Here is a 26,188-nt window from a genome sequence, read left to right on the forward strand (position 1 = left end):
CGTATATGAATTATGATGTAGTTATCATTGGCGGCGGTCCAGCAGGATTAATGGCAGCAATTGCTGCCGGAGAAAGCAATCGCCACGTCTTGCTTGTTGATAAAGGAAATAAACTTGGCAGAAAACTGGCCATCTCTGGCGGTGGACGCTGTAATGTCACAAATCGGCTGCCAATTGAAGAAATCGTAAAAAATATTCCGGGTAATGGACGGTTTCTTTACAGCGCCTTTTCAATTTTTAACAATGAAGATATTATTGCATTTTTTGAAAAACTCGGCGTTCAATTAAAAGAAGAAGATCACGGCCGTATGTTTCCCGTTTCCAATAAAGCACAATCTGTTGTTGATGCATTATTAGATAGATTAAAGGAACTAAAGGTAACGATTAAAACAAACTGTCCTGTTGAAACCATTTTATATGAAGGTCACCGTGCAAGCGGAATCATTCTTAAAAATGGAGAAAAGATCGCAGCAAAAGCGGTGATTGTTGCAGTTGGTGGAAAATCTGTTCCGCAAACAGGATCAACTGGAGATGGCTATCCATGGGCAAAGAAAGCGGGCCACACAATTTCTGAGCTCTTTCCAACAGAAGTTCCTATTACAAGTGATGAAAGCTTTATTCAAAACAAAGTGCTACAAGGATTAGCATTACGGGATGTAGCTGTAAGTGTTCTAAATCCGAAAGGAAAACCGTTAATTACGCATCAAATGGACATGCTTTTTACACATTTTGGCATTAGTGGCCCGGCTGTATTGCGCTGCAGTCAATTTGTCGTAAAGGCAAAGAAAAAATGGAATCTTACTCATGTTACGATGTCCATTGACGCAATTCCAAGTATGAATGAAGAAGAGGTTAAACAAAAAATCATAAAAGTCCTTAAAGCCGAACCAAAAAAAGCAATAAAAAATTGCCTAAAGGGATTTCTTCCAGAACGATATTTACTATTTCTGTTAGAAAAAAGTGATATTGACGGAAATGCCCAAAGCGCGACCATTTCTCAGGAAAGAATTCGCATTCTGGCAGAAAATATAAAGCATTTTCAATTTAAAGTAAATGGAACATTATCATTAGAAAAAGCATTTGTAACAGGTGGCGGAGTCTCAATCAAAGAAATTGATCCAAAAACAATGGGTTCTAAATTAATGCCAGGTCTATATTTCTGTGGTGAGATTTTAGACATTTATGGCTATACTGGCGGGTATAACATCACTTCGGCGCTTGTTACAGGGAGACTCGCTGGGATAAGTGCCAGTGAATATGCCTCCCATTTATCATAATGATTTTTAAACTGATGCTGCCTATTATTTGCTGATTGACAGTTTTCTAGAGGCAGTGTCAGTTTTTTCTTATTTCCGATATAAAATCATGGCACTAAAACAATAAATTTGCTCATCCTCATCTAATTCCACCATCGCCGCTACATTATATTTAATATCTAGTATATTTTTTTCATCTATTTTTTGGAGAAATTTATTCATACTTTCTTCCAAATCTTTTTCATGTTCACAATCAAACACTTTTACTTGGACCATGTTTTCCCCTCCCTTTTTTATTAATATTCTGAACAGTTTTCCTCGTTTCTAAACTACAAAATAGAAAAAGCTGGATAACTGCTCTAGGAGCAGTTATCCAGCTTTTTCCTTCATCACTTATATTCCATTATTTTGGATGTCTTCTTTTGGAATAGCTTCACCTTTCCAATTCAGCATTCCGCCGGTAACATTGCATACGGTATAACCTTGATCTTTCATAAATTGACAAACTCGCATACTTCTTTGACCTGAACGGCAAATAAATGTATATTCCTCATCTTGTTTAAATTGATCAAGAGCCTCTGGAATTTCCCCCATCGGAATATGCTTTGCTTGAGGAATCATTCCTTCTTGCACTTCTTCTTCTTCACGGACATCTACAAGATGAATCGTTTCACCGCTTTTTAATTTTTGTTCCAACTCATCTGTTGTAATGGCTTTAATATTCCCCATCTATTCATTCTCCTTCCATTGACGGAATGATTTCAAAGTAGCCAGCCGTGCATTAATTTGCCACGATATTAACTAATTTTCCTGGGATGGCAATTACTTTTCGAATCGTCTTTCCATCTACATATTCTTTCACCTTGTCATCTGCTAAAGCAATATGTTCAAGCTTAGTACGATCTACATTGCGATCAACTTGTATTTTATTTCTTACTTTTCCATTAACTTGCAGAACGATTTCTACTTGATCATCTACTAATTTTGTTTCATCAAAGCTTGGCCATGCTTCATATGTGATCGTATTATCGTGGCCCATTTTTTGCCATAGCTCCTCAGAGATATGTGGACAAATTGGAGCGATCATCTTAATGAAACCTTCTGCGTACTCTTTCGGAAGTATTTCTGCTTTGTATGCTTCATTAATGAATACCATCATTTGTGAAATAGCCGTATTGAAATGGAGGGCTTCAAGGTCTTCGGTCACTTTTTTCACCGTTTGATGGTACACTTTTTCAAGGGCACGATTCGGCTGATCTTGGATTTTACTTGATAATTCACCGTTATCGTCTACAAATAAGCGCCATATACGGTCTAAGAAACGTCTTGATCCATCTAAACCATTTGTAGACCATGCAATAGATGCATCAAGCGGTCCCATAAACATTTCATAAAGACGTAAAGTATCTGCACCATGAGTTTCTACGATCTCATCAGGATTTACAACATTTCCTTTAGATTTACTCATTTTTTCGTTATTTTCTCCAAGAATCATCCCTTGGTTAAATAGCTTTTGGAATGGCTCTTTTGTTGGAACAACGCCGATATCGTATAAAAACTTATGCCAAAAACGAGCGTATAATAAGTGTAAGACTGCATGCTCAGCCCCGCCAATATAAACATCTACTGGCAGCCATTTTTTTAGTTTTTCAAAGTCAGCTAACGCTTCTTCATTATGCGGATCTACGTAGCGCAAGAAGTACCAGCAGCTTCCAGCCCATTGTGGCATTGTATTTGTTTCACGGCGTCCTTTTTTGCCCGTTGCAGGGTCAACTACATTTACCCAATCTTCAATATTAGCAAGCGGTGATTCACCAGTACCTGATGGTTTTATTTCTGTCGTTTTCGGAAGTGTAAGCGGCAATTCTTCGTCAGGTACAGCTGTTGTTGTCCCATCTTCCCAATGGATGACTGGAATTGGTTCACCCCAATAGCGTTGACGGCTAAATAACCAATCACGTAAACGATATGTTGTTTTCTTTTGACCGATGCCTTTTTCCTCAAGCCATTTAATCATATTAGCGATGGCAGTTGATTTATCAAGACCATCCAAAAATCCTGAGTTTACATGTACACCATCACCTGTAAATGCTTCTTCTTCTACATTACCGCCAGCTACTACTTCTTTAATCGGCAATTGGAATTTTTTCGCAAATTCAAAGTCACGTTCATCATGCGCAGGTACCGCCATGATGGCACCAGTACCATAGCTCATTAATACGTAGTCAGCAATCCAAATTGGCATTTTTTCGCCATTTACCGGATTAATTGCATATGCACCTGTAAATACCCCGGTTTTTTCTTTGGCAAGATCTGTCCGTTCAAGATCACTTTTTGATTTGATTTGATCTAAATAATGAGAGACGGCATCATGTTGTGCAGCTGTTGTAATCTTTTCAACAAGTGGATGCTCAGGTGCTAAAACAGCATAAGTAGCACCAAATAGTGTGTCAGGACGTGTAGTAAAAACTGTAAACGTTCCATCATTACCTTCAATTTGGAATGTTACCTCAGCACCTTCTGAACGGCCAATCCAATTACGTTGCATGTCTTTAATACTTTCGGGCCAATCGAGATCCTCTAAATCTTCTAACAAACGATCCGCATACGCTGTAATTTTCAGCATCCATTGGCGCATCGGACGGCGTTCAACCGGGTGACCTCCACGTTCACTTTTACCATCAATTACTTCTTCATTTGCAAGTACTGTTCCAAGCGCTGGACACCAGTTAACAGGTACTTCATCAACATACGCTAATCCCTTTTCATATAATTTAAGAAAAATCCATTGCGTCCACTTATAATAATCAGGCTTCGTCGTATTTACCTCGCGATCCCAATCATAAGAAAATCCTAAAGATTTAATTTGTCTGCGAAAAGTATTAATGTTTTTCTCTGTAAAAACAGCTGGATCATTTCCAGTATCTAATGCATATTGTTCGGCAGGGAGACCGAATGCATCCCAACCAATTGGGTGCAGTACATTATATCCTTGCATCCTTTTCATTCTTGACAATATATCTGTTGCTGTATAGCCCTCAGGATGACCTACATGAAGTCCAGCACCTGAAGGATAAGGGAACATATCTAAAGCATAGAATTTTGGTTTATCTGTATCCTCTTGCACTTTAAACGTTTTGTTCTTTTCCCAAAACGTTTGCCACTTTTTTTCTATTTCGCGATGGTTAAAGCTCATCAAACATCCTCCTTTATTATGTCTATACATGATTGAATATGTAAAAATGCAAAAAGCCCTCATCCCAAATATGGGACGAGAGGCTATATTATATCTCCCGCGGTACCACCCAGATTAGTGCAAGCACTCACTCATTTATCCTTATCGCGGAACACGGCAAATACTATGAAAATGTTTCACTCATATTTGCAACTCAAAGGCGAGTTCGTGATGTTACTGATTGGCTTGCAGCAACCGCCAATTCTCTTATTTCAGCTAAACCACTACTACTCCTTATCAACGTCTCGTCTATTTATTCAATTTATTTACTATTGTACAGAAATTTATACACCGTTTCAATATATTAATTTCTCGTAGTAGCGGCTTGTTTTTCGCTTTTTTGTAACGGGCGATTATAAAGAGAGGCGAATATGAAACTAATCATGAGTAATACAATCAAAACGACAAAAAGCATTTTCATGCCGAAAGCATCAACAAGCACTCCGCCAACTACAGGACCGATCATCCTTCCTGCTGTTGCAACGCTATTGACAACTCCTTGATAAAAGCCATCTCTTCCGCTCGGCGCGAGCTGACTGGCAATGGTTGGAACAGCTGGCCATACAAGCATTTCACCAATTGTTAAAATAACCATAGCGGCGATAAAACCGCTAAAACGATCGGCAAAGCTGGCACATATAAATGAAATGGTAAAAATAACAATTCCTACTAATATTTGTAACTTTACACTTGTTAAATATTTTTTTAACATTGGGATTAAAAGCGGCTGTCCTAATACAATAATGGCTCCATTTAATGTCCATAATAAACTGTATTGATTTAATGTAATATGAAGTACTTGTGTATATGAAGAGATTGTTGCTTGCCATTGGACGTACGAAATCCATGCCAACAGATACGCTGTACATAAAATCGTTAAGGCCATAATATGTGAACGATTATAAACCGGTTTAGATGCCTTTATCCGATTTGAATGAACAGATTGTTTTTCTGAGATATTTTTATATCCAAATAAAGCAATTACCATAAATAATAGAAACATACATAAATTCGCTAAAAAGATAAAATCAAAAGAGTAAGAAGCAATAGCTCCTCCTAGCCCTGATCCAACAGCCACCCCAACATTTTGGGCAACATAAATAGCATTAAAGGCCTTTCTCCCTCCATTTTTCCAAGCAGCTGCAGTCATCGCATACATGGCAGGCCCAATTATACCGGAACCTAGTCCTACAATACCTAGAAAAACAACATAGTAAGGCCATTCATGTCGCAATGTTAACCCTATTAAAGCACAGACGGTGATCGCAATACCAAGCAAGACAGAACGGTATCCGCCAATTTTATCATGCAAGTATCCACCAATTAAACTCCCAATAACACTTGCAAATGAATTAAGCATTAACACAAATCCTGCGATGGAAAGTGACTTCCCTAGATGATCATGAATGTAAATAGAATTTAACGGCCATAAAAAAGAAGAGCCAGTAATATTAACTGCCATTCCTATAACCAACAGCCAAACGGTCCTTGGCAATTATAACGCTCCCTTTCCAATCCAAAAATTATTATGTTTTCAAGAGCATTTTATGTGTTTTTCCTTTTTGCCGCAAGTATTAAATTCACGAAATAAAAAATATAAATATTGCGCCAATTTCTCCCTGAAAATACAGCAAATAAATAAGGACGCCCCGATACTTGGGACATCCTCAGTTTTCCATATCAATCCGGTTTTTCAATATGCTGAATTGACTTAGTTGCTTGGTTCTTTTTAAGATTGTTCTTTTTTAATTCTTTGACCGGATCATGTTCTTGGCCGGCTTCAAGTTCTTGATGATGAATACCTGTTTTTTGTTTAGGATTTTGTTGCTTTGATCTTTTTCTAACCATTTATCATCAAACTCCCCAATGTATAAGTTAATATGTGAACGTTTCAGTATCTTGCAAAATGATTTGGTTTTGCAATTGCTGGAGCTCTAACCGGGCTCTATCAAGCTCCTCACGTTGCTGTGCATTTGCACTTAATTTCAGTTTCTCTAATTCATTATAAGATTGTTCCAATTTTCGCAATGCCTCTGTATAGTCAAATGAATTGTAATTTCCTTGGAGATTTCCTTCTTTAAATTGTTCACGTGCATATTCCATTGCTTCTTCGCATTTTCGAATGCAATTTCCTACAGATTCTCTTGTAGCCATTTGCAATCCCCCTTTTCATCGAAGCTACGCTTCCATGTTAGTTTGTCCTTATGTGAGTTAATACATTCAAATACGCTTTCTTTTACGAATATACATTTCATGTTAAAATTCAAGTAGTTTAATGAGGAGGACAGTGGATATGGCTGATGAAAATCCGTTTATCTATGCAAGCGATGATAAACGTTATCATACATGGAATTATCATTTAAGAAATCATTTTGGACATAAAGTATTTAAAATTGCACTTGATGGCGGCTTCGATTGTCCAAACCGCGACGGTACAGTAGCATATGGCGGCTGTACGTTTTGTAGTGCTGCCGGCTCAGGAGATTTTGCTGGAAATCGTACGGATGATTTGGAAACGCAATTTAATGAAATTAAAGAAAAAATGCATCACAAGTGGAAAAGTGGAAAATATATGGCGTATTTTCAAGCTTTTACAAACACGCATGCACCTGTTTCTGTATTAAGAGAAAAATATGAAGCCGTCCTCAAACAAGAGGGAGTTGTCGGGCTTTCGATTGCAACAAGACCAGATTGTTTACCTGATGATGTCGTGGAGTATTTAGCTGAACTAAATGAAAGAACATATCTATGGGTTGAACTCGGTTTGCAAACGATACATGAGCATACATCCGAAATCATTAATCGTGCACATGATTTGCAATGCTACATAGAAGGCGTAAATAAACTTCGTAAACACGGCATTCGGGTTTGTACCCATATAATTAATGGGCTTCCATTAGAAGACGCTAGCATGATGATGGAAACTGCCCGTACCGTTGCACAGATGGATGTACAAGGGATCAAAATTCATCTTCTTCATTTGTTAAAGGGAACGCCGATGGTCAAACAATACGAAAAAGGAATGTTAAAATTTCTAAGCTTTGAGGACTATGTACAGTTAGTATGTGACCAATTAGAAATTTTACCACCTGAAATGATCATTCATCGTATTACAGGAGATGGCCCGATTCATTTAATGGTAGGGCCAATGTGGAGCGTAGACAAATGGAAAGTGCTCAATTCAATTGATCATGAACTAAAAAGAAGAAATAGTTGGCAAGGAAAATTTTATAAGCGATTGGAGGCGGCTTCTCAATGAATATGCAACCGATTCTCTCCTTTGCCCATTCTTTAATCAACAAAGCTGTTTCAGAAGGAGATTCTGTCATTGATGCTACAGTTGGAAATGGGCATGATACCGTATTTCTAGCCAAATTAGTCGGTGAGTCGGGACATGTTTTCGGCTTCGATGTTCAAGAAACCGCCATTCAAAACACAACAAAGCGGTTACAGGCGGAGAAAGTAGATCATCGAGTAACACTTTTTCATAAAGGTCATGAAACAATACTCGACTCTATTCCAGAAACAGCTCATAGTACTATCACTGGAGCTATATTTAATCTCGGGTATTTACCTCATAGTGATAAAAACATTACGACAAAGCCAAATACAACAATTATGGCGATTGAACAAATTTTACAAATGATGCAAGCTGGAGGTATTATCGTACTTGTCGTTTATCACGGTCATGAAGAGGGCGTTATCGAGAAAGAACAAGTTTTAGAATACGTTCAACATTTGGATCAGCAAGTTGCTCATGTTCTTCAGTATGGATTTATTAATCAAAAAAATAACCCTCCATTTGTCATTGCAATAGAAAAAAGAAAATAGACTAAAAAGCCGGAGATGGCTGTAAGTAAACATTCGTTACAGCCATTCCGGCTCTTTCTTTACAAAAGTTCTTTGGCAATCAATTCAAATGATTTTAATTTATCATAATGAGAATACATATTCGATACGAGCATAATTTCGTCTGTACCATATTGCTCACTTAATTCATAAAGCGCTTCTTTTACCTTTTTCGGTGAACCGATAATCATTCTTTTTCTATTTTCTAACACACGCGCCCACTCATATTTACTGTAGGAATATGCCATAGCTGTTTCAGGACTAGGCGTTCCCGCTGACGGCATCCCCTGTTCTAAGCGAATCATCGCCAGTTCTATACTAGAATTAATTCTCTGTGCTTCCTCGTCTGTTTCTGCACAAGTAACAAATACAGTAACCATATTTTTCGGCTTTGTTAAATATGAGGATGGTTTAAAACGTTCTTTGTAATATCGGGAATATTGGGGTCCATCTTCACCATTAATAAATTGCGCAAAGTTATAAGGCAAGCCTTTTTCAGCCGCCAGCAAAGCGCTTGAATGGCTTGATCCCAATAGCCATAGCTCAGGAACCGTTTGAATGACAGGTGCTGCTTTTAAACCGTACAATTTATCAGAAGGGGCTATTGCATCGTGAAGATAGATGAACAGTTCATCAATTTGTTCAGGAAAGCTTTCAATATTTCTTTTTTCACCATTGTGCAATGCATACGTTGCCCGTGGCATTCCGCCAGGTGCTCTTCCCACCCCTAAATCAATGCGATTTGGTGTTAGCCCCTCTAATACACGGAAATTCTCCGCCACTTTATACGGACTATAATGCGTCAACATGACGCCTCCTGAGCCAATACGAATACGGGAAGTCTTCGCTGCGAGATGAGCAATTAATACTTCTGGAGAAGAACCAGCCAAAGTTTCTGAATCATGATGTTCAGAAACCCAAAAGCGGCTATACCCCCATTGTTCTGCATGCTGGACAAGATCAACTGTATGTTGTAATGCTTGTTCGGCAGACATCCCTTCAGAAATCGGTGACTGATCTAGTATGCTAAGTTTTAATTTTTCCATTGTATTCCTCCATGAATGAAGAACTTACTTAACTAATGATTTAATAACTTTGGAAGGAATAAGGTCTTTTATTTTCCGATACGTAATTCCATTGATATAAAAGAACATACAAATCGAACCAGCAAATTTGATCATTTTACGCGATAATTTATAGACACCTTGCTGCTTCCTTACTTTTTCATCCGATAAATAAACAGCGAGTAACCCGCGATTCACTAGCTTGTGAAATTTCTGATTCGGTAATTTCGATGTATGCTTATCCGCCTCTTTTAAAAAATGAATCATTCTATTAAATAATTGTTCCTCATTTTCGTAGTAGAAACAAAAATTCAAGTCTCCACCTTTCATATCCTCATCCTGATCAATGAAATAATCCAATAAAATATGAAGTCCTTGAATATAAGGGAAGTAACCGTCACGAATGATTTTAGCATACTCTGCACAAAAATCCGTTCTTAGTGCATAGGATACTAAACAAAAGATGCCAAGCGTTGATCCAGAACAAGCCGAAAACTCATACCATTCCATATCAGGAAAGCCCTGTTTATGCTCAGCGAACCAGTGCTGCAACCGATCAACTCGCTCTTCTACACATACATGCTTATGGACTTGCAAATCCGAATAATATTGACATAACTCAAGTATATACGGTTTGATGACCTCATAATGTTCGATTTCACTTAAGACGGATTGACATGTCTTTACTAAGGCATGTAAATAACCACCGTCATTTTGATCTTCCCGCAAACGATAGTAATTTTTCATAGCCGAATTTACTGTTAAAGCATCTTTCATGGATTCGTGTAAAGCGGCAAAATCATAAGGATCCAATGAAGTACTGCGATCACATAAATTATCTAAATAGTCACTGATTGTTTGATACGCGACAATAAACTTAATCGCTTCGCATCTTTTATCTTTCGCAAGCAGTGCTAAAATCGATCCTCCCTCACAATGAAATGTCTTACCTTTGATACTTGCTAATGCTTGTGTTCTTAACTCAACGTTTGGAATTTGCATAGCTTTTTCTCGCCAATGATAAAGTTCACGGTGTACGATAGGCATGACTTTTCGATAAACTTGATTCATTAACGGAATTGGATAGGATGGTATCGACATCTATACATTTCACCTCAATCAATAATATAACCGAGCTCGCGTAACCTATTATCAACGAAATTTTTTGTATATATAAAAATATCTTCTCTCTCAGGTTCATTGAAGATCTCATGATAGCATTTAGGCCATTCTTTATATAGTTTTTCCGATAATGTTGTTTGGTTAAACCAGTTCATTACAGCTGTTTTTTTAACAATGCGGTCATCCCCACCTTGCATCACAAGAAAAGGAATATCTGGCAAATCTAATACTTTTGAATGTGCAATCCTCATTGCTTTTATAAGTTCGCGATACCAACGAACTGAGATTTTTGTAATATATAAAGAGTCATTTACTGCCATTTCTTGAATCTCTCTGTTTCTTGTAGCCATTTGCACCGTTAACGGGCTATTAAAACGAATACGCGGTGCAATTCTATCTAATATAACTGATAAAGCACTAAGCCATCTATTTGGGTATTCAACAAGACCTAAACATGGCCCGGACAAAATAACGCCGGCGACCTTTACATGCTCTTCTTGAAGCAAGCGAATTACAGCTAAACCCCCCATACTATGACCAAGTAAAAAAATTGGTAAATCAAATTGGTAAGCAGCTTGTACCCATTCTTTTAATTCTATAATATATTCATCAAATGCATCGATATAACCTCGCTGCGATCTTGAAGTCATCCCTTGTCCAGGTAAATCCCCCATGACAACGTTATATCCATTTGACCTCCACATCTCAATTAACCAGCTGTATCGGCCATGATGTTCCATTGCTCCATGGACCATTACAATAACAGCCTTTGGATTTTCATCTGCTCGCCATATCCACATACAATTTATCTCCCTTCAAGCCACGATGGTAATCTATACCGTCTTATTATATTTTAACCAAAAATTCTCTAATACGAAAAAGAAAAGATATATTTCAATCAATTTCTTCTAAAAATACTCGGAATTCTTTAAAATAAGAATACAGAATAATTTAATCATTAGGAGGGTTCACATGATTTATCCGTTTCATGAAAAAAGTCCAAAAATATCTGAATCTGCTTTTATTGCTGACTATGTAACCATTTCAGGTGATGTCGAAATTGGTGATGAATCGAGTGTATGGTTCAATTCAGTCATTCGAGGTGATGTTGCGCCTACAAAAATCGGCTATAAAGTAAATATTCAGGACAATTGTGTTCTTCATCAAAGTCCAAACAATCCGTTAATCATTGAAGATGAAGTCACAATTGGACATCAAGCAATTTTACATAGCTGTATCATCCATCCAAAAGCATTAATTGGGATGGGATCCATTATTCTTGATCGGGCAGAAATTGGCGAGGGAGCATTTATCGGCGCAGGCAGCCTAGTACCACAAGGTAAAGTAATTCCCCCGTATACCCTTGCTTTCGGCAGACCCGCTAAAGTCATCCGACCATTAACGGATGAAGATATTCAAGACATGCAACGAATTGTCCGAGAATACGCTGAAAAAGCTCAATATTATAAGTCTCTCCAATCATCTATATGATACATTTTTTGGGATTTTGATTGAATACATAAAAAAAGAGGAAATCATTTTCTATAGATTTCCCCTTTTTTTGTTTATAATGTTGTTTCAGCTAACGGTTGGCGAAATTTTGATTGAAAATCATATTTTTCTTCAACATAAACAGCATGCCAAAGCATAAAAATTAAAACTGTCCAAATTTTACGACTGTAATCTAACTTACCTTGGCAATGATCTTCTAACAGTTTCAAAACATATTGCTTATCGATTAGATCATCTGTAGGGCTTTCTTTTATAATTTGTACAGCCCAGTCATGCATCTCATCTTTTAACCAGTGTCTAATTGGAACAGGGAATCCAAGTTTTTTACGATCTAATACATGGTCAGGTACAATTCCTTCTACAGCTTTGCGTAAAATATATTTCGTCGTTTGATCAGCTGTTTTTAAGCTTGTCGGAATTTGCGATGCAACTCTAAACACTTCTTTGTCTAGGAATGGAACGCGCAATTCAAGAGAATGAGCCATCGTTACACGGTCTGCCTTTAATAAAATATCCCCGCGCATCCAAGTATGAATGTCAATATACTGCATGCGATCAACTGGATCATAGCCTCTTGTTTCATTGTAAAGCGGCTTTGTAATATTTCGATAATCTAAACCTTCACGATAATGTTTAAGCAGTTTGCGTTTTTCCTCTTCCGTGAACATTTTTGCATTACCAATATAACGTTCTTCCATCGGTGTTACACCGCGTTCGATAAAGCTTTTCCCTTTAACTCCTTCTGGAAGAACTTTCGCTAATGCTTTTAATAAAGATTTACCAACATTAGGAATTTTATTAAAGACTTCAAGATCTTGAGGTTCACGATAAATATTATATCCGCCAAAGAGCTCATCTGATCCCTCACCAGATAAAACAACTGTTACATGTTTTCGCGCTTCACGAGACACAAAATACAGCGGTACAAGCGCCGGGTCTGCTAATGGATCATCTAAATGCCATATAATTTTAGGCAATTCTTCCATGTATTCCTTTGGTGTAATGACATAGCTAATATTTTCTACACCAAGTTTTTCAGCTGTCTCTTTCGCAACATCAATTTCACTAAAACCATTACGTTCAAAACCAACGGAAAACGTCTTAATTGCCGGATGAAATTCCTTTGCAATGGAAGCAATGATAGATGAATCAATACCGCCAGATAAGAATGATCCTACTGGGACATCACTGCGCATATGCACTTGGACAGAGTTATAAAGAACGTCACGAATTTCTTTTTTAAATGCATCTTCGGATTTTTGAACTGGATGGAAAGATGCTTTCCAGTAGCGTTTAATATCCATTTTTCCGCCAATTTTTTTCGTGAAGTAATGACCAGGTTCTAACTTTTGAACTCCTTTAGTCATTGTCATTGGTTCAGGAACAAACTGATAAGTTAAATAGTGTTGCACAGCATCATAATCTAATTCTGGATTGTCAATTGCTAATAAAATACTTTTCTTTTCAGAACCGAAGAAAAGACGGTCGCCTTCTTGATAATAAAAGAATGGCTTAATACCGAATGGATCTCTTGCACCATAAATCTTTTTTTCTTGTTTATCCCAAATAACAAATCCAAACATTCCGCGCAGCTTTTCTACAGCCTTTTCTCCAATATGGCTGTATAAAGCGATAATAACTTCTGTATCCGAAGAAGTTTCAAAACTTAAACCTGCTTGAACCAATTCTTCTCTTAGTTCAACATAGTTATAAATTTCACCGTTAAAAATAATCCAATATCGTTCATTTTCATACGTTAATGGTTGATGCCCACTTTCAATATCAATAATACTTAAACGACGAAAACCGAACTGAATATGTTCATCTTCATAGAAACCTTCGTCATCAGGACCGCGGTGTTCAATCATATTATTCATATTTTTGAATAATTGTCTATCTGTATTTGATAATGTAATGGTTTTATCATGGACGCATCCAATAAATCCGCACATTATGTAAGTCACCTACTTTAATAAAGTCATTTCATTTTAACCATACAATCTATTGTAAAAGTTTTTCTTAAAAAAACAAATAGATCATTAACATTTCTTACAAGTTTTTTGTAGAAATAAAAATATTCATGTCATAAATCAACAGTATTTGTCCAATACGTATTTAATATTAGCATGTTTTTCTCGCTTGTGCAGAGAAAAAGTCATTTTGTTATCAAAAAGAAAAATAAGAGGAGCTTATTCACTACCTCTTATTTTAATAACCTATTAATGATTGTTTACAAATTCGTTTAAAGCTTCTACTTTATCTGTTTTTTCCCATGGAACATTCAAATCATTGCGGCCAAAATGTCCGTATGCTGCTGTTTGTTTATAAATTGGACGACGTAAATCCAGCATGTTGATGATTCCAGCAGGACGAAGATCGAAGTTTGCATTAACGGCTTCAATTAAAAGATCTTCAGATACTTTACCAGTACCAAATGTATCAACAAAAATTGATACCGGTTTTGCTACGCCGATCGCATATGCAAGCTGTACTTCACATTTTTCTGCAAGTCCAGCAGCAACAATGTTTTTCGCTACGTATCTAGCTGCATATGCTGCAGAACGGTCTACTTTTGTTGGATCCTTACCTGAGAAAGCTCCACCGCCATGACGTGCATAACCGCCATAAGTATCAACGATAATTTTACGGCCAGTTAAACCAGCATCACCTTGCGGACCGCCAATAACAAAACGGCCTGTTGGGTTAATGAAATATTTCGTGCTGTCATCAATTAATTCTTGAGGAACAACAGGTTCAATCACATATTTTTTCATATCTTGTTGGATTTGCTCTAACGTTACTTCAGGATTATGTTGCGTTGAAATAACGATTGTATCAATTCTTACAGGCTTATTATGTTCATCATATTCAACTGTTACTTGCGTTTTCGCATCTGGACGTAAATAAGACAATGTTTCTTCTTTACGTATTTTAGCGATTTGGCGAGCTAGTCGATGCGCAAGAGAAATTGGCAGTGGCATTAATTCCTCTGTTTCATTACATGCGAAACCGAACATTAAACCTTGGTCCCCTGCACCAATTGCCTCAATTTCTTCTTCAGACATTTGACCTTCACGTGCTTCCAACGCTTGATCAACACCTTGAGCGATATCAGGAGACTGCTCGTCGATAGAAGTTAGTACTGCACAAGTTTCGGCATCAAAACCATATTTTGCACGAGTGTAGCCAATCTCTTTAATCGTATTACGTACAACTTTAGGAATATCAACATACGTATTTGTAGAAATTTCTCCTGAAACTAATACAAGACCGGTTGTAACAGATGTTTCACATGCAACACGTGCATTTGGATCTTTTTCTAAAATGGCATCCAAGATAGCATCAGAGATTTGGTCACAGATTTTGTCTGGATGGCCCTCTGTTACTGATTCTGATGTAAATAAATAACGCTTATTTGACATCCGCTGTTCCTCCTTTTTTGTAATGAGCAAATTCAGATTCTTTTATATTAACGGTACTCATTCCCCTTATTATTTATAGACTTAGAAGCTAACGATAATTCCAAGTAAATAAATAGGATAAATCGACATTCAAATGTCTATAACAAAAACCTTTCCGTTCTTCTCGAGTGGAAAGGTTCAGACTTTGAGAATCGCGCCTTTCACTCTTATCGTTCAAGGGGGTTTCCTTGCCACAGGTTAGCACCTTTGCCTAGAATAAGCCATATTGCTTTTCTAGAGGCCGGTTGCTGGGTTTCATTGGGCCCGTCCCTCCACCAGCTCGGGATAAGAGTATCCGTTCAAGTAAAAATCATACGCAATTTGTCTAATTGTGTCAATGGTTTTAAACTGATTTTATAAGATGGAAAAAATTTAAATAGAGTGACATCTTTTTCCTAATGACTTTATTGCATAACAGACGGCCCATTTCATTCAGATTGTGATCTTCGTTGAAAAAATCCTATTTATTTCTATTAAAATAAGGAGCTTGTCTGCATCACATTTACACCTTCTTGCACAGCCCATTTTTGGTGATCCAACCATAGTTTTTCAATTGCTTCATTTGGGGACATCCATTCAAACATATGATTATGATGCTCTTCTTGACGACTTAACTTTCCTAAATAAAAATCTCCTTCGTTTCGAACATATTGGCTGTCACGAGGTGAGTAGTAGTAGTCTACCGCATTCCCCAAATGACATCCAACTTCAATATTTGCACCGATTTCCTCTTTAATCTTTCTTTGCAAACATTCAATATCAGATTCATTTTGCACCATTTCTCCACCAGGAAGTACATAATGCTCATCAGTCCGTAAAATACCAACCTGATCTTTCTTCAAATTAAAAATAACCGCATATGTACTCAATGTTGATGTATATTGTACCCCAGGTTTCTTTGTTCCGAAAACACGTTTCTCATCCAATGCTTTCATCTCCTTTTGTTTATCATTCTCCTATATTCAAGTTTGTACATTTAATTCTGCATTATCCATTTTAAAAGGAAGAGGTGATTGACGTTTCAACAGTTCGTTCTAACAACATCTTGTTGAACAGTGAAAGTGAACAACTTTTTTTATAAAAACAAAATAGAATTTTAAATAAGAGCATCTCAAAAGTGATGTCAAACACATGTAAAGTGTGACCATACTAACGAGATGCTCTGTTACTTAATTAGGTGTATTTAATGAGACGAGTTCGTAACGAATCGTTGTCGTATTTTGTTCCCACTCAAGTTTTTTAATAAAAGCAATGCCAGTTGATTCGCCTTCTATTGCTTTTCTTACCTCTAAAGATGTGTCAAGTGGATACAGGAAATAACCAGCTTGTTTTAAGACAAATAAATTTTGCTCTAAACGCTCTGCTTTTCCTTCGGTAATAATAAGCGTTTGTAACTCTATTGGCATTCCCATTTGAATTGCCCTCCTTTGACGAAATTCATCTAGTTATCTTTATTTTAGCATGTCCGACCATGTTGTTTCATCCATTTACATAGATCACGGACAATTCGGCGGTTGCGAGCAGGTGGGAAGTAGTGTGTATACTCAGGAAAATACCATGTTTCCACTTGTTTTTCATGGGCAATTAACCCTTTTTCAAGACGTAAAGCATGCTCAAACGATACATTTTGGTCTTTTACTCCATGAATAATTAAAACGGGAGATTTCATGAATTCAAGCTGATATAACGGTGTTCTTTCCTTATATCGTTCAGGAAATTTTGCAGGTGAACCGCCTACTACCCTTTTCATCATTCTTCGTAAATCTTCTCGTTCTTCATACGTTAAGGCAAGGTCTGATACACCACCCCATGTGACAACGGAGGCTGCTTTTGGCCTTGCAACCGCTGTACTTAATGCCATAATACCACCTCGGGAAAATCCAAAAATATGAACATTATTTTTAACACGCGGATGTTCCAAAAGTACATCAAAGCCATAATAAGCATCTGCGCGATCATCACCGCCAAAATCTTCATGTCCTTCACCACCACGATTACCGCGATAAAAAGGGGCAAAAACGATAAACCCTTCAGCAGCAAATTGTCCGATACGTGCTGGTCTTACCATTCCAACGTTTTTAATCCCACCGCGCAAATATAAAAAGCCGTCATGGTATTTTTGATCATTTGGCTCCGCAAGTAATCCTTTCACTTTTAAACCAGCGGATAAATAAGTAACAAGATACATACGAATATTTGGGTTTGGAGATGGAAAAACATGTTGCTCTATTATAAGACTGCTTCGTTTATTTTGCATTATATCCACCTATTTCTTAGCTATATCTATTGTCTGCAAACAAGGATGATCAAGACATTAATGATATGTAAAATTAAGCTCTTATTTCATATGAAAATGCCGAATAAACATCTACGAGCTTTCGTCAATCAATAAAGGGAAGCTATATAGTTAATAACTCCCCTATTGATTCACGATGCTAAATACTTAAATGGCTTTTCATCACGAGGCTGCACATAAACGTAGCAACCTGTTCAAATTAGTCATTACATTTACAGCACTTTTTCTTAAAAATAAGCCACTATTACATTAGCTAATATTTTCTTTTCTTTGAGTGAAATCAATACCTTTATAATAAGCATTTTTCACTAAAATATTAGGCCCTAGACATTTAACAGCAGGGCAATGACAATTTAATGATTGGGCAATAGAAGAACGAAGCCACTTCTGAAACATTTCTGGGAGGGTATCATGTTGAATATTACCTAATGGTGGTGTATCTCCAAAATCTGTTACAATCACATCACCACTAAAAATGTTAACGTTTAATCTTGAGCGTCCGTCTGGATCATTGCGAACTGTTACCTTTTTGCTTTCATATAGTCTTTTCAATAAATTTAGATCTTCCGGATTTGTGCTGCAAGGATAAAATGGCAAAGTGCCAAATAACATCCAGACGTCCTCATCACGAATATCTAATAGATGATGAATCGCCTCACGAATTTCATCTAACGTTAGTACTTCAAGATTCGCTGCGAAATCACTCGGATACATTGGATGAATTTCATGGCGGGCACATTTCATTTCTTCAACTACTTGTTTATGAATGTGCTCAATATGTGGTAATGTTCGCTTATTTAGCATCGTTTCAGCTGATACCATTACGCCCATTTCCGATAATGCCCGACTATTTTCTACAATACGATTGAACATTTTTTCTCCGCGTTCAAAGCTTGGCTGGCGGAGCATGTTTGCAAATCCACCTTCAATATAATCCTCCACTGTTCCCCAGTTATGTGAAATATGTAACACATCTAAATACGGTGCAATAAGCACATACTTTTCAAGATTCATTGTCAAATTAGAATTGATCTGTGTACGTATTCCTCTTTCATGGGCGTATTTTAATAAGGGGAGGACATATTGCTCAACAGACTTAGTAGACAGCATTGGCTCTCCGCCTGTAATACTAATACAGCGCAGTGTTTCAATTTCATCTAATCTCTTCAGTAACAATTCCAGCGGCAAAGCATTTGGATCTTTCGGCCGTAATGTATACCCGACAGCGCAATGCTCACAGCGCATATTACATAAAGTCGTCGTTGTGAATTCAATATTAGATAATGTAAGTTTTCCATATTCTTCAATATCCATATATGCTTCCCATGGATCATATTCAGGTGATATTTTTGTTAAAACAGGTTGATTGTTTTGCATAATACTACTCCTTTTATTTTCACTGTCTTCTAAATTATTTCATTTAGATCGACAGTATGCTTATGGCTCATATTTTTTTCACTATAAACCTATAAGTATATCTATAATTCATTTCTATTCTATGTTGCCACCCAAATCATGAATTTTCAACTGAATAAACCGATTTATCTCATTTTCTTCTTAAAAAACCCGCCCCCTTTTCAAGAAAAGGAAGCGGGAAATCGATTACGAACTATTCAAGAATGGTTTGCCCAAAATACATGCCTTGTTTTAGACCCCCTGGACAAGCAAACATCGCACTGCCAATATGTTTTGTATATTCGTTTAATGCATCTTTCTCTCCCAGCACCTTTAACATTGGAATCATCTGTTTCTCTGGATTTTGTGTAAAACAAATAAATAGCAAGCCTGCATTAACAGTTCCTGTTTTTGAATCCATTCCAAGCGTATATGAATATGCGCGTCTATGAATTTGCTGTCCTGTTTCTTTTGCAAGCCGAACGTGTGCATCTGCTGGCATCTTCTTTACATTTACAGGATCAAATTCATGTTTTTTCCCGTAAGCTGCACCTGATGCTTTTTTTCTGCCAAATGTATCTTCTTGATCTTGCAAAGAAGATCGATCCCAAATTTCAATAAGCATTTGTATTTTTCGATATCCTAAATAAGAACCATTTTGCATCCATTCAGGCTCATCTTTTGCTGCCCACACTACATTATTATATCCTTCTTTAGAGAAATGCTCTTTATTTGCTGTACCGTCCTTAAATCCAAATAAATTTCGCGGTGTTTCATTTTTTGGTGCTTGAATAAATCCTTCCTCTAGCCACTTAATCGATGCAGTGCCTGTCGCCAAACGAATAAAATTTCGAATGCCGTGAAAAGCAACCTGCTGATCATCAGCACACACTTGCAATACAACATCCCCGCCACAATAAGAAGAGTCTAAACTATCATGTGCCATATGGGGAATTTCTTTTAAATGCTTAGGCTTTTTATGAGCAATACCATATCGATCCTTTCCGCCCTTTTTAAAAAACGTAGGACCGACGCCGAAAGTAACTGTTAATCGGGATGCTCCCAAACCAGTCGCCTCACCGGTATCATCTGGCGGCAATAAATGGTTATCAGAGTTTTTAAAAGTATGCCCATTCGATATTAGATCTGCAAATTTCGTCCATTGCTGAAACAAAGCGATTACTTCACTTTTTTCATCTGTATCAAGATTAAAGCTTGCTATATACATATAAGTTTGCTGGGGAGTAATAATGCCCGCTTGATGTTTTCCGTAAAAAGGAATCCGGCTGTCGTTTACTTGAATTTTTTTAGCGTTTGCCTTATCCGTTACATCTAATATGGAAGCAAGACCGCTCGCACCTACAGCGATCCCTGCTCCAGCAATTGCAGATATTTTTAACATTTCTCTTCTCGATACACCACTTTTGTGGTCTTCTGATAATTTTTTTTCTACCATTCGACCATCACCTTCTTTTCCTAGAATAGCTTAGCTGTTTGCGACATTAAGTTAGAAAGTTGGCTTAATTCATCACTCAGTTTACGAATATCCTCTTTACTTAATGATTTATAAGAAACATAGTTATCATTCTTTTTATAAGTAGCAAGGGTATTTTCAATTTTAACGAATTGACTATCCAGTTGCTGTGCCAATTGTTTATGGTTAACATTTAATGCTGGAATAATTGCTTGATATACTGCTTTCGATCCTTCAACATTTGCATCTAAATCTACTAAATCAATATGGGAATAGCGTTCTTCCTCGCCTGTAATCTTTGTCGTTGCTGCTTCATTTAATAGTTCCATTGAACCCGCAACCATCGTTTTCGGCTCTAGTTTAAGCGTTTTTACTTTATTTTGCAGATCTTTTACATCCTTCATTAACTGGTCAGCATATTTCCCTTGACCTTCGAGTGTATTTTTTTCCCAAATAGAGCGTTCAATCTCATGGAATCCAGTCCAATCCGATACTTTATCAACATCATTAATACGAGCGTCGATTTTAGGGTCTAAGTCTCCAAAGCTTTCCGCAATTGGTTCAATTCTTTCATAGTAAACCCTTGCTGCTGCATAATGATCTTTTGCTTTTTCTATATCATTGTTTTTTACAGCGTCCGCAAATTGCTGCGTATTTGTTACAAGAGCATTTGTTTCATCCTCGACGTATGATTGATATTGCTTAACCGCTTTATTAAGGACAACAGATGTTTTTGCCTTTGTTTCTTTTGCATTTTGTAAATCTTTTAAAGCACCTTGCAGGCTTTTCGCTTGCTTGTCAAGATCATCATAATTCAATTTATTATCACTCGTTGCCTCAAAAATTGGCATTTCATATTTTTCAACATCTGTATAATTTAGTGGATATAAATCGCGGACATTATTTTCATATGCGAGCCAATGATCATTAATCTCCTTCGCAATTTTTTTCACATCTGCATCATTTTTTTTGGAAATGGCTGTTTGCAGAGCCGTTACTTGCTTTTGCATTTTTGCAGTTTCTTTTTTTACAGTGTTGTCTTCTTTGCTGGATGTTTTCGTGACATTTGCTGATGCTGTTTTCTTTTCTCCCGTATTAGAATTACAAGCAGCAAGTAATGTTACAGATGTTAATAATGCTACGCTTGTCGTAACCCATTTTTTCATTTTCATATGTGTTTCCCCCTAAATTGTTTGTAAAATACGACAAAAATTGCTGCAACTAAAAAGATTGCTTGTGGTAATGTACTATACCAAGAAGGAAAAATGCTAAAAGCATTGATCGATGGTAAATGATCATTAACCGTTGATGGAATAACTCCGGCAAGTTGCAAACTGTGGATACCAGAGCCCATAAATTTAAAGCATAAATAAAACACAATCGCACTTGAAATGATGAAGAAGGGTTTTAATGGTAAACGAACGCCGACTTTAATCATTAAAAAGGCAATTAAGGCTAACACACCAAAACCTGCCACTATTCCAACCGTCATTTGCCCAGCAGACATTCGACCTGCCATTCCAATTAAAAATATAACCGTTTCCATCCCTTCTCTAACAATTGCTAAGTAAGCAATAAAAGCAAACGAAACCATCCTACCATTAGTTATTGCTTGCTTACTCTTATTCGCAATATATTGATTCCATTTTGCAATATCCGAATTGCTGTGTAGCCAATAACTGACATAAAGCATCATGGCACTGGCAATTACGCCTGCCCATCCATTAATTAGTGTATTGTTCTGTCCAAAAGCAGCCGCAGATAACCAAATAACAACTATACTGCCAACAATCACACTTGTTAATAACCCAGCTACTGTACCGCCGATAATCCAATTGCGTGATTTGTTAGCACCTGCTTTTTTCGCAAAAGTTAACAAAGCCCCGACAACAAGGAGCGCTTCCAAGCCTTCACGAAGTGGAATTAATGCGGCATCCATCCAAGAATAGTGCGCATCTGCTAATGGCTCTAATTCAGCAATCATTTGATTGATTTGATCAGCTGCGCGATCTTGTTTTGCTGGATCCTTTATGTAAGCGTCCAATACGACTAAGTTGCGTTCAGAATCTGTATAAACCTTTTGCGACTGGCTCACAACGTCCCCTTCAACCGCAAGCCATTGTTGTTGTAAATCTTGAACAGCTGCTTGAGCTGCGGTCCAATTTTTATTTTGCATCAACGTTTTTGCTGCTTTTAGTTTTGTTATGTAAATACTTAAATTCATCTTTGTTTGACCTTGATTATCTGTAAATGCGCCAATCTTATAATTTTCAAGAGAGGTAGTTAATGCAGTTAAATTATCCTTTGCCTGTTTTTGGTCGTCATTTACAAAAGCTAAAGAGACATCAGCAATTTGCTTATCAATTTGCTGTGCTAAATCTAGTGAAGAATTTTTTACTTTTTGCTTATTAGCAAACCACCATTCTTTGTCTTTTTCAAATCGTTCCTCAGCCTTTTTTAATTGATTCGATTGAACATATTGAAGTGCCTCTTTTGCACTTTTTAATGGTACTGTTACATCACGTGTCTCCGTATCTGCTTTTGCTGTTCGACTCGTTCCAATTAGAAACCCTGATATGATGAAAAAAATTAGGCCAATGATCATTGCAGATTGATAAAGCTTACCTCTGTGAAAGAACCTATCTGCCAGCACCTTCCGTTCTCACTTCCTTTTCTAAATGATAATGATTATCAAAATCATAATACATCCTCTCTCTATATATGTCAATCTATTTTTCTATTTATCTTTCAATTTCGACATTTTCTGAATTTCCACCTAGGCATTCACACATTTTTTTGTACACTCATATGCTAAAACAAAAAATTTAAGGAGGTTAAATAATGGCCCGCTGGATAAAAATTACATTTTCTTTACTTGTTGCTTTCATAATAGCTTTTAGTTTAAGTGCCTGTGGAAATGTTGCGAGCAAAGATAAGAAACCGCTAGAAAAAGTAAGGGTTGCAGAAGTCACGCGTTCTGTATTTTATACACCGCTCTATGTTGCATTAGCAAAAGGGTATTTCAAGGATGAAGGTCTTGACATTCAATTAAAAACGACATGGGGCGGAGATAAGACAATGACAACATTATTGTCTAATGGGGCTGATATCGGTCTAGTAGGTTCCGAGACATCCATTTATGTATACAAACAAGCAGCTACGGATCCCGTCATTAATTTTGCACAATTAACGGCCACTGACGGTACATTTCTAGTTTCTCGTAAGAAAATTGATCATTTTTCTTGGGATCAATTAAAAGGGTCGACATTTTTAGGGCAAAGAAAAGGCGGGATGCCACAAATGGTTAGTGAATATGTTCTAAAAAAACATGGCATCGATCCGCATAAAGATTTAAAACTTATTCAAAATGTTGATTTCGCAAATATTGGAAATGCCTTTACTTCTGGTACAGGTGATTTTGTACAATTATTCGAACCAACTGCATCTATTTTTGAAAAGGAAGGAAAAGGCCATATTGTGGCATCATTTGGAACAGAATCTGGGGAAGTCCCTTATACTACGTTTATGGCGAAGCAAAGCTATTTAAAGAGTCATGAACAAGCAGCTGAAAAATTTGTGCGTGCACTTTATAGAGCAAATCAATGGATTGAAAAAACCGATCCAAATACGATTGCTAAAACGGTGCAACCATATTTTAAAGATACAAAGACAACGATTCTTGCATCCTCCATCGAACGTTATCGCAAGCAAGGGTCATTTAGTAAAAATTTAATTTTAAGCAAACAAGGCTGGAAAACTATTCAAGAAATTATGATGGAAGCAGGAGAATTGAATAAACCAGTTGACTACAACAAGCTTGTCAATACGAAAATTGTCAAACACGCATTGAAATAAAAGCTTTACTATAGAAAGGTGGTGAGTCCTGCTATAAAGTTTCAATTTTTATAGCAGGAATCCTTTATGAGCTTTTTAAACATCAATAATGTTAGCCATACTTATTTTACTTCACGTCACGTGACAAAAGCGATTGATCATATTTCTTTTACGGTTGAAGAAGGAGAATTTGTCTCATTACTAGGACCGAGCGGATGTGGAAAAACGACTTTGCTATCGATTATTGCAGGGCTTATGCAGCCGACGGAAGGAGAAATCTCTATTGATGGTAAACGTCCGCACGTCCAGCATTCATCAATTGGTTATATGCTGCAGCAAGATTATTTATTCCCGTGGAAAACAATTGAAGAAAATATTTTACTCGGTCTAAAAATGATGAAGCTCTTAAATGAAACAAGTAAACATGATGCGTTGCAGCTTCTCGCTGACATCGGTTTAAATGGAGTTGAGAAACAATTCCCGCGGCAATTATCTGGAGGAATGCGCCAAAGAGCTGCACTCGTTAGAACATTAGCCGTAAAACCAAAAGTACTGCTTTTAGATGAGCCATTTTCAGCTCTTGATTTCCAAACAAAGCTTAAATTAGAAGATTTAGTATTTGATACATTGAAACAGTTCAAAAAAACAGCTGTTCTTGTAACACATGATATCGGGGAAGCAATTTCAATGAGCGATCGGATTGTCCTACTAGCTGCAAAACCCGGACGAATTCATAAAATCTTTAATGTCCCAGAAGAATTACGGGAATTAAAGCCATTTTCCGTAAGAAGTAAAGAAGCATACTCTCTTTTATTTAACGAAATTTGGAAGGAGTTGGAATCTCTTGAAACAGATGAATAGCAGCGAACAACTCCATCGAAACTTTATTAACAATCTTAAAAAAGAAAAACGTTGGGTACGATTTTATCAATTATTAATTTTAATCTGCTTTTTCGCGTTTTGGGAAATTGCAAGTCGCCATCATTGGATAGACCCGCTTATTTTTAGCTCTCCATCTAAAGTCTGGCATTTATTCATTGAAAAAATAGTAGACGGTTCTCTTTATAAACATCTATGTATTACAGTATTTGAAACCGTTATGGGTTTTGTCCTTGGTACGTTGTTTGGTGCGATTCTTGCTGCCATTCTTTGGTGGTCACCATTTTTCTCAAAAATTATCGATCCTTATTTAGTAATCTTTAATGCAATGCCAAAAGTTGCACTTGGACCAATTTTAATTGTATTAATGGGGCCAGGATACTCTTCCATTATTGCAATGGGCATCATTATTTCTGTTATTGTAACAACAATCGTTATTTATACTTCATTTCGAGACGTCGATCAGAATTATATTAAAGTATTACATTCTTTCGGGGCCTCCCGTTTTCAAGTATTTCGCGAAGTTGTTCTGCCGGCGTCCGTGCCGACCATTATCTCCACTTTAAAAGTAAACGTCGGACTTTCTTGGGTTGGCGTAATTGTTGGGGAATACTTAGTTTCTTCTCAAGGACTTGGTTATATGATTATTTATGGTTTCCAAGTATTTAATTTCACCCTTGTCATGCTATCAATGATTATTATCGCAATTATCGCTACCATTATGTACCAACTTGTTGATTTACTTGAAAAAAAATTAACGAAAGATCGATAAATTGATGATACAACATACTCAAAGTCAATAATGAAAGGG

General features: G+C 36.9%; 25 protein-coding genes, 1 riboswitch and 1 other annotated feature. Of the genes, 7 read left to right on the forward strand and 18 right to left on the reverse strand.

Translation table 11 applies throughout. The annotated features are described in order from the left end of the window. Positions 1–5: 5 nt before the first annotated feature. A complete protein-coding gene (locus G4D61_RS13735) occupies positions 6–1,277 on the forward strand; it encodes a BaiN/RdsA family NAD(P)/FAD-dependent oxidoreductase (protein ID WP_025729969.1) in 1,272 nt (423 codons plus the stop codon). A 69-nt stretch (positions 1,278–1,346) separates the two neighbouring features. On the opposite strand, the gene G4D61_RS13740 is transcribed toward G4D61_RS13735, so the two are convergent. From G4D61_RS13740 to G4D61_RS13765, 6 genes are all read right to left on the reverse strand, one after another. Continuing rightward, the gene (locus G4D61_RS13740; RefSeq protein WP_025729967.1) at positions 1,347–1,532 is read right to left on the reverse strand and encodes a sporulation protein Cse60; all 186 of its coding nucleotides are present in this window, start codon (positions 1,530–1,532) and stop codon (positions 1,347–1,349) included. Between the two features lie 117 nt (positions 1,533–1,649). Then, the gene (locus tag G4D61_RS13745; protein ID WP_035353873.1) at positions 1,650–1,985 is read right to left on the reverse strand and encodes a rhodanese-like domain-containing protein; all 336 of its coding nucleotides are present in this window, start codon (positions 1,983–1,985) and stop codon (positions 1,650–1,652) included. A 52-nt stretch (positions 1,986–2,037) separates the two neighbouring features. Continuing rightward, the gene (gene leuS, locus G4D61_RS13750; protein WP_035353875.1) at positions 2,038–4,452 is read right to left on the reverse strand and encodes a leucine--tRNA ligase; all 2,415 of its coding nucleotides are present in this window, start codon (positions 4,450–4,452) and stop codon (positions 2,038–2,040) included. A gap of 68 nt (positions 4,453–4,520) precedes the next feature. After that, positions 4,521–4,741 (reverse strand) — a binding site (T-box leader). Positions 4,742–4,795: 54 nt separating this feature from the next. After that, the gene (locus G4D61_RS13755; protein ID WP_035353878.1) at positions 4,796–5,986 is read right to left on the reverse strand and encodes an MDR family MFS transporter; all 1,191 of its coding nucleotides are present in this window, start codon (positions 5,984–5,986) and stop codon (positions 4,796–4,798) included. Between the two features lie 185 nt (positions 5,987–6,171). Continuing rightward, positions 6,172–6,339, reverse strand: a complete 168-nt coding sequence (locus G4D61_RS13760) for a hypothetical protein (RefSeq protein ID WP_025729959.1) — start codon at positions 6,337–6,339, stop codon at positions 6,172–6,174. 27 nt (positions 6,340–6,366) lie between these two features. After that, the gene (locus G4D61_RS13765) at positions 6,367–6,645 is read right to left on the reverse strand and encodes a YtzC family protein (RefSeq protein WP_025729957.1); all 279 of its coding nucleotides are present in this window, start codon (positions 6,643–6,645) and stop codon (positions 6,367–6,369) included. Positions 6,646–6,784: 139 nt separating this feature from the next. Between G4D61_RS13765 and mnmL the strand changes: the two genes are divergently transcribed. Continuing rightward, on the forward strand, positions 6,785–7,750 hold the full coding sequence (gene mnmL, locus G4D61_RS13770; RefSeq protein ID WP_025729955.1) for a tRNA modification radical SAM protein MnmL/YtqA: 966 nt from the start codon (positions 6,785–6,787) through the stop codon (positions 7,748–7,750). Next, positions 7,747–8,322 carry a tRNA 5-(aminomethyl)-2-thiouridylate-methyltransferase MnmM gene (mnmM, locus tag G4D61_RS13775; RefSeq protein ID WP_025729954.1) on the forward strand — a complete coding sequence of 192 codons (576 nt, stop codon included), beginning with the start codon at positions 7,747–7,749 and terminating at the stop codon, positions 8,320–8,322. The genes mnmL and mnmM overlap by 4 nt, the downstream gene beginning before the upstream one ends. 59 nt (positions 8,323–8,381) lie before the next feature. On the opposite strand, the gene G4D61_RS13780 is transcribed toward mnmM, so the two are convergent. From G4D61_RS13780 to G4D61_RS13790, 3 genes are read right to left on the reverse strand one after another with little or no spacing between them, the layout of a single operon-like run. Next, positions 8,382–9,386, reverse strand: a complete 1,005-nt coding sequence (locus G4D61_RS13780; protein ID WP_025729953.1) for an LLM class flavin-dependent oxidoreductase — start codon at positions 9,384–9,386, stop codon at positions 8,382–8,384. A gap of 24 nt (positions 9,387–9,410) precedes the next feature. Beyond that, positions 9,411–10,505 (reverse strand): tetraprenyl-beta-curcumene synthase, encoded by a 1,095-nt coding sequence (gene tbcS, locus G4D61_RS13785; protein ID WP_025729951.1) that lies wholly within the window; start codon positions 10,503–10,505, stop codon positions 9,411–9,413. A 14-nt stretch (positions 10,506–10,519) separates the two neighbouring features. Further along, positions 10,520–11,326, reverse strand: coding sequence for an alpha/beta hydrolase (locus G4D61_RS13790; protein ID WP_025729949.1), 807 nt, complete (start codon positions 11,324–11,326; stop codon positions 10,520–10,522). A gap of 172 nt (positions 11,327–11,498) precedes the next feature. On the opposite strand from G4D61_RS13790, the gene G4D61_RS13795 reads away from it, so the two are divergent. Next, positions 11,499–12,017, forward strand: coding sequence for a gamma carbonic anhydrase (locus G4D61_RS13795; RefSeq protein WP_025729947.1), 519 nt, complete (start codon positions 11,499–11,501; stop codon positions 12,015–12,017). Positions 12,018–12,091: 74 nt separating this feature from the next. Here the strand turns inward: G4D61_RS13795 and asnB are convergent, their stop codons facing one another. The 9 genes from asnB to G4D61_RS13840 form a co-directional block, all read right to left on the reverse strand. Then, entirely contained in the window at positions 12,092–13,990 is a 1,899-nt protein-coding gene (gene asnB / locus G4D61_RS13800; RefSeq protein WP_025729945.1) for an asparagine synthase (glutamine-hydrolyzing), read from the reverse strand. Between the two features lie 267 nt (positions 13,991–14,257). Beyond that, on the reverse strand, positions 14,258–15,460 hold the full coding sequence (gene metK / locus G4D61_RS13805; protein ID WP_025729943.1) for a methionine adenosyltransferase: 1,203 nt from the start codon (positions 15,458–15,460) through the stop codon (positions 14,258–14,260). A gap of 203 nt (positions 15,461–15,663) precedes the next feature. Beyond that, positions 15,664–15,791: riboswitch (SAM riboswitch) on the reverse strand. Between the two features lie 181 nt (positions 15,792–15,972). Then, positions 15,973–16,425 (reverse strand): NUDIX domain-containing protein, encoded by a 453-nt coding sequence (locus G4D61_RS13810; RefSeq protein WP_052137829.1) that lies wholly within the window; start codon positions 16,423–16,425, stop codon positions 15,973–15,975. 243 nt (positions 16,426–16,668) lie between these two features. Further along, entirely contained in the window at positions 16,669–16,911 is a 243-nt protein-coding gene (locus G4D61_RS13815) for a DUF2584 family protein (protein ID WP_035353884.1), read from the reverse strand. Between the two features lie 44 nt (positions 16,912–16,955). After that, positions 16,956–17,756, reverse strand: a complete 801-nt coding sequence (locus G4D61_RS13820) for an alpha/beta hydrolase family protein (protein ID WP_035353887.1) — start codon at positions 17,754–17,756, stop codon at positions 16,956–16,958. A 288-nt stretch (positions 17,757–18,044) separates the two neighbouring features. Continuing rightward, the gene (gene yfkAB, locus G4D61_RS13825) at positions 18,045–19,172 is read right to left on the reverse strand and encodes a radical SAM/CxCxxxxC motif protein YfkAB (protein WP_035353889.1); all 1,128 of its coding nucleotides are present in this window, start codon (positions 19,170–19,172) and stop codon (positions 18,045–18,047) included. A gap of 232 nt (positions 19,173–19,404) precedes the next feature. After that, complete coding sequence (gene efeB / locus G4D61_RS13830; RefSeq protein WP_025729931.1) at positions 19,405–20,646, reverse strand: iron uptake transporter deferrochelatase/peroxidase subunit; 1,242 nt, start codon at positions 20,644–20,646, stop codon at positions 19,405–19,407. A 20-nt stretch (positions 20,647–20,666) separates the two neighbouring features. Then, entirely contained in the window at positions 20,667–21,836 is a 1,170-nt protein-coding gene (gene efeO, locus G4D61_RS13835) for an iron uptake system protein EfeO (protein ID WP_235425082.1), read from the reverse strand. Further along, entirely contained in the window at positions 21,833–23,317 is a 1,485-nt protein-coding gene (locus tag G4D61_RS13840; protein ID WP_025729927.1) for an FTR1 family iron permease, read from the reverse strand. Before G4D61_RS13840 ends, efeO begins: the two co-directional genes overlap by 4 nt. Before the next feature lie 188 nt (positions 23,318–23,505). On the opposite strand from G4D61_RS13840, the gene G4D61_RS13845 reads away from it, so the two are divergent. From G4D61_RS13845 to G4D61_RS13855, 3 genes are all read left to right on the forward strand, one after another. Beyond that, a complete protein-coding gene (locus G4D61_RS13845; RefSeq protein ID WP_025729925.1) occupies positions 23,506–24,519 on the forward strand; it encodes an ABC transporter substrate-binding protein in 1,014 nt (337 codons plus the stop codon). 66 nt (positions 24,520–24,585) lie between these two features. Then, entirely contained in the window at positions 24,586–25,359 is a 774-nt protein-coding gene (locus G4D61_RS13850; RefSeq protein ID WP_025729923.1) for an ABC transporter ATP-binding protein, read from the forward strand. Next, complete coding sequence (locus G4D61_RS13855; RefSeq protein ID WP_152604271.1) at positions 25,352–26,149, forward strand: ABC transporter permease; 798 nt, start codon at positions 25,352–25,354, stop codon at positions 26,147–26,149. Before G4D61_RS13850 ends, G4D61_RS13855 begins: the two co-directional genes overlap by 8 nt. The last annotated feature ends 39 nt before the right edge of the window (positions 26,150–26,188 follow it).

The sequence above is a fragment of the Heyndrickxia ginsengihumi genome (genome assembly GCF_011008565.1).
Lineage (GTDB): Bacteria > Bacillota > Bacilli > Bacillales > Bacillaceae_C > Weizmannia > Weizmannia ginsengihumi.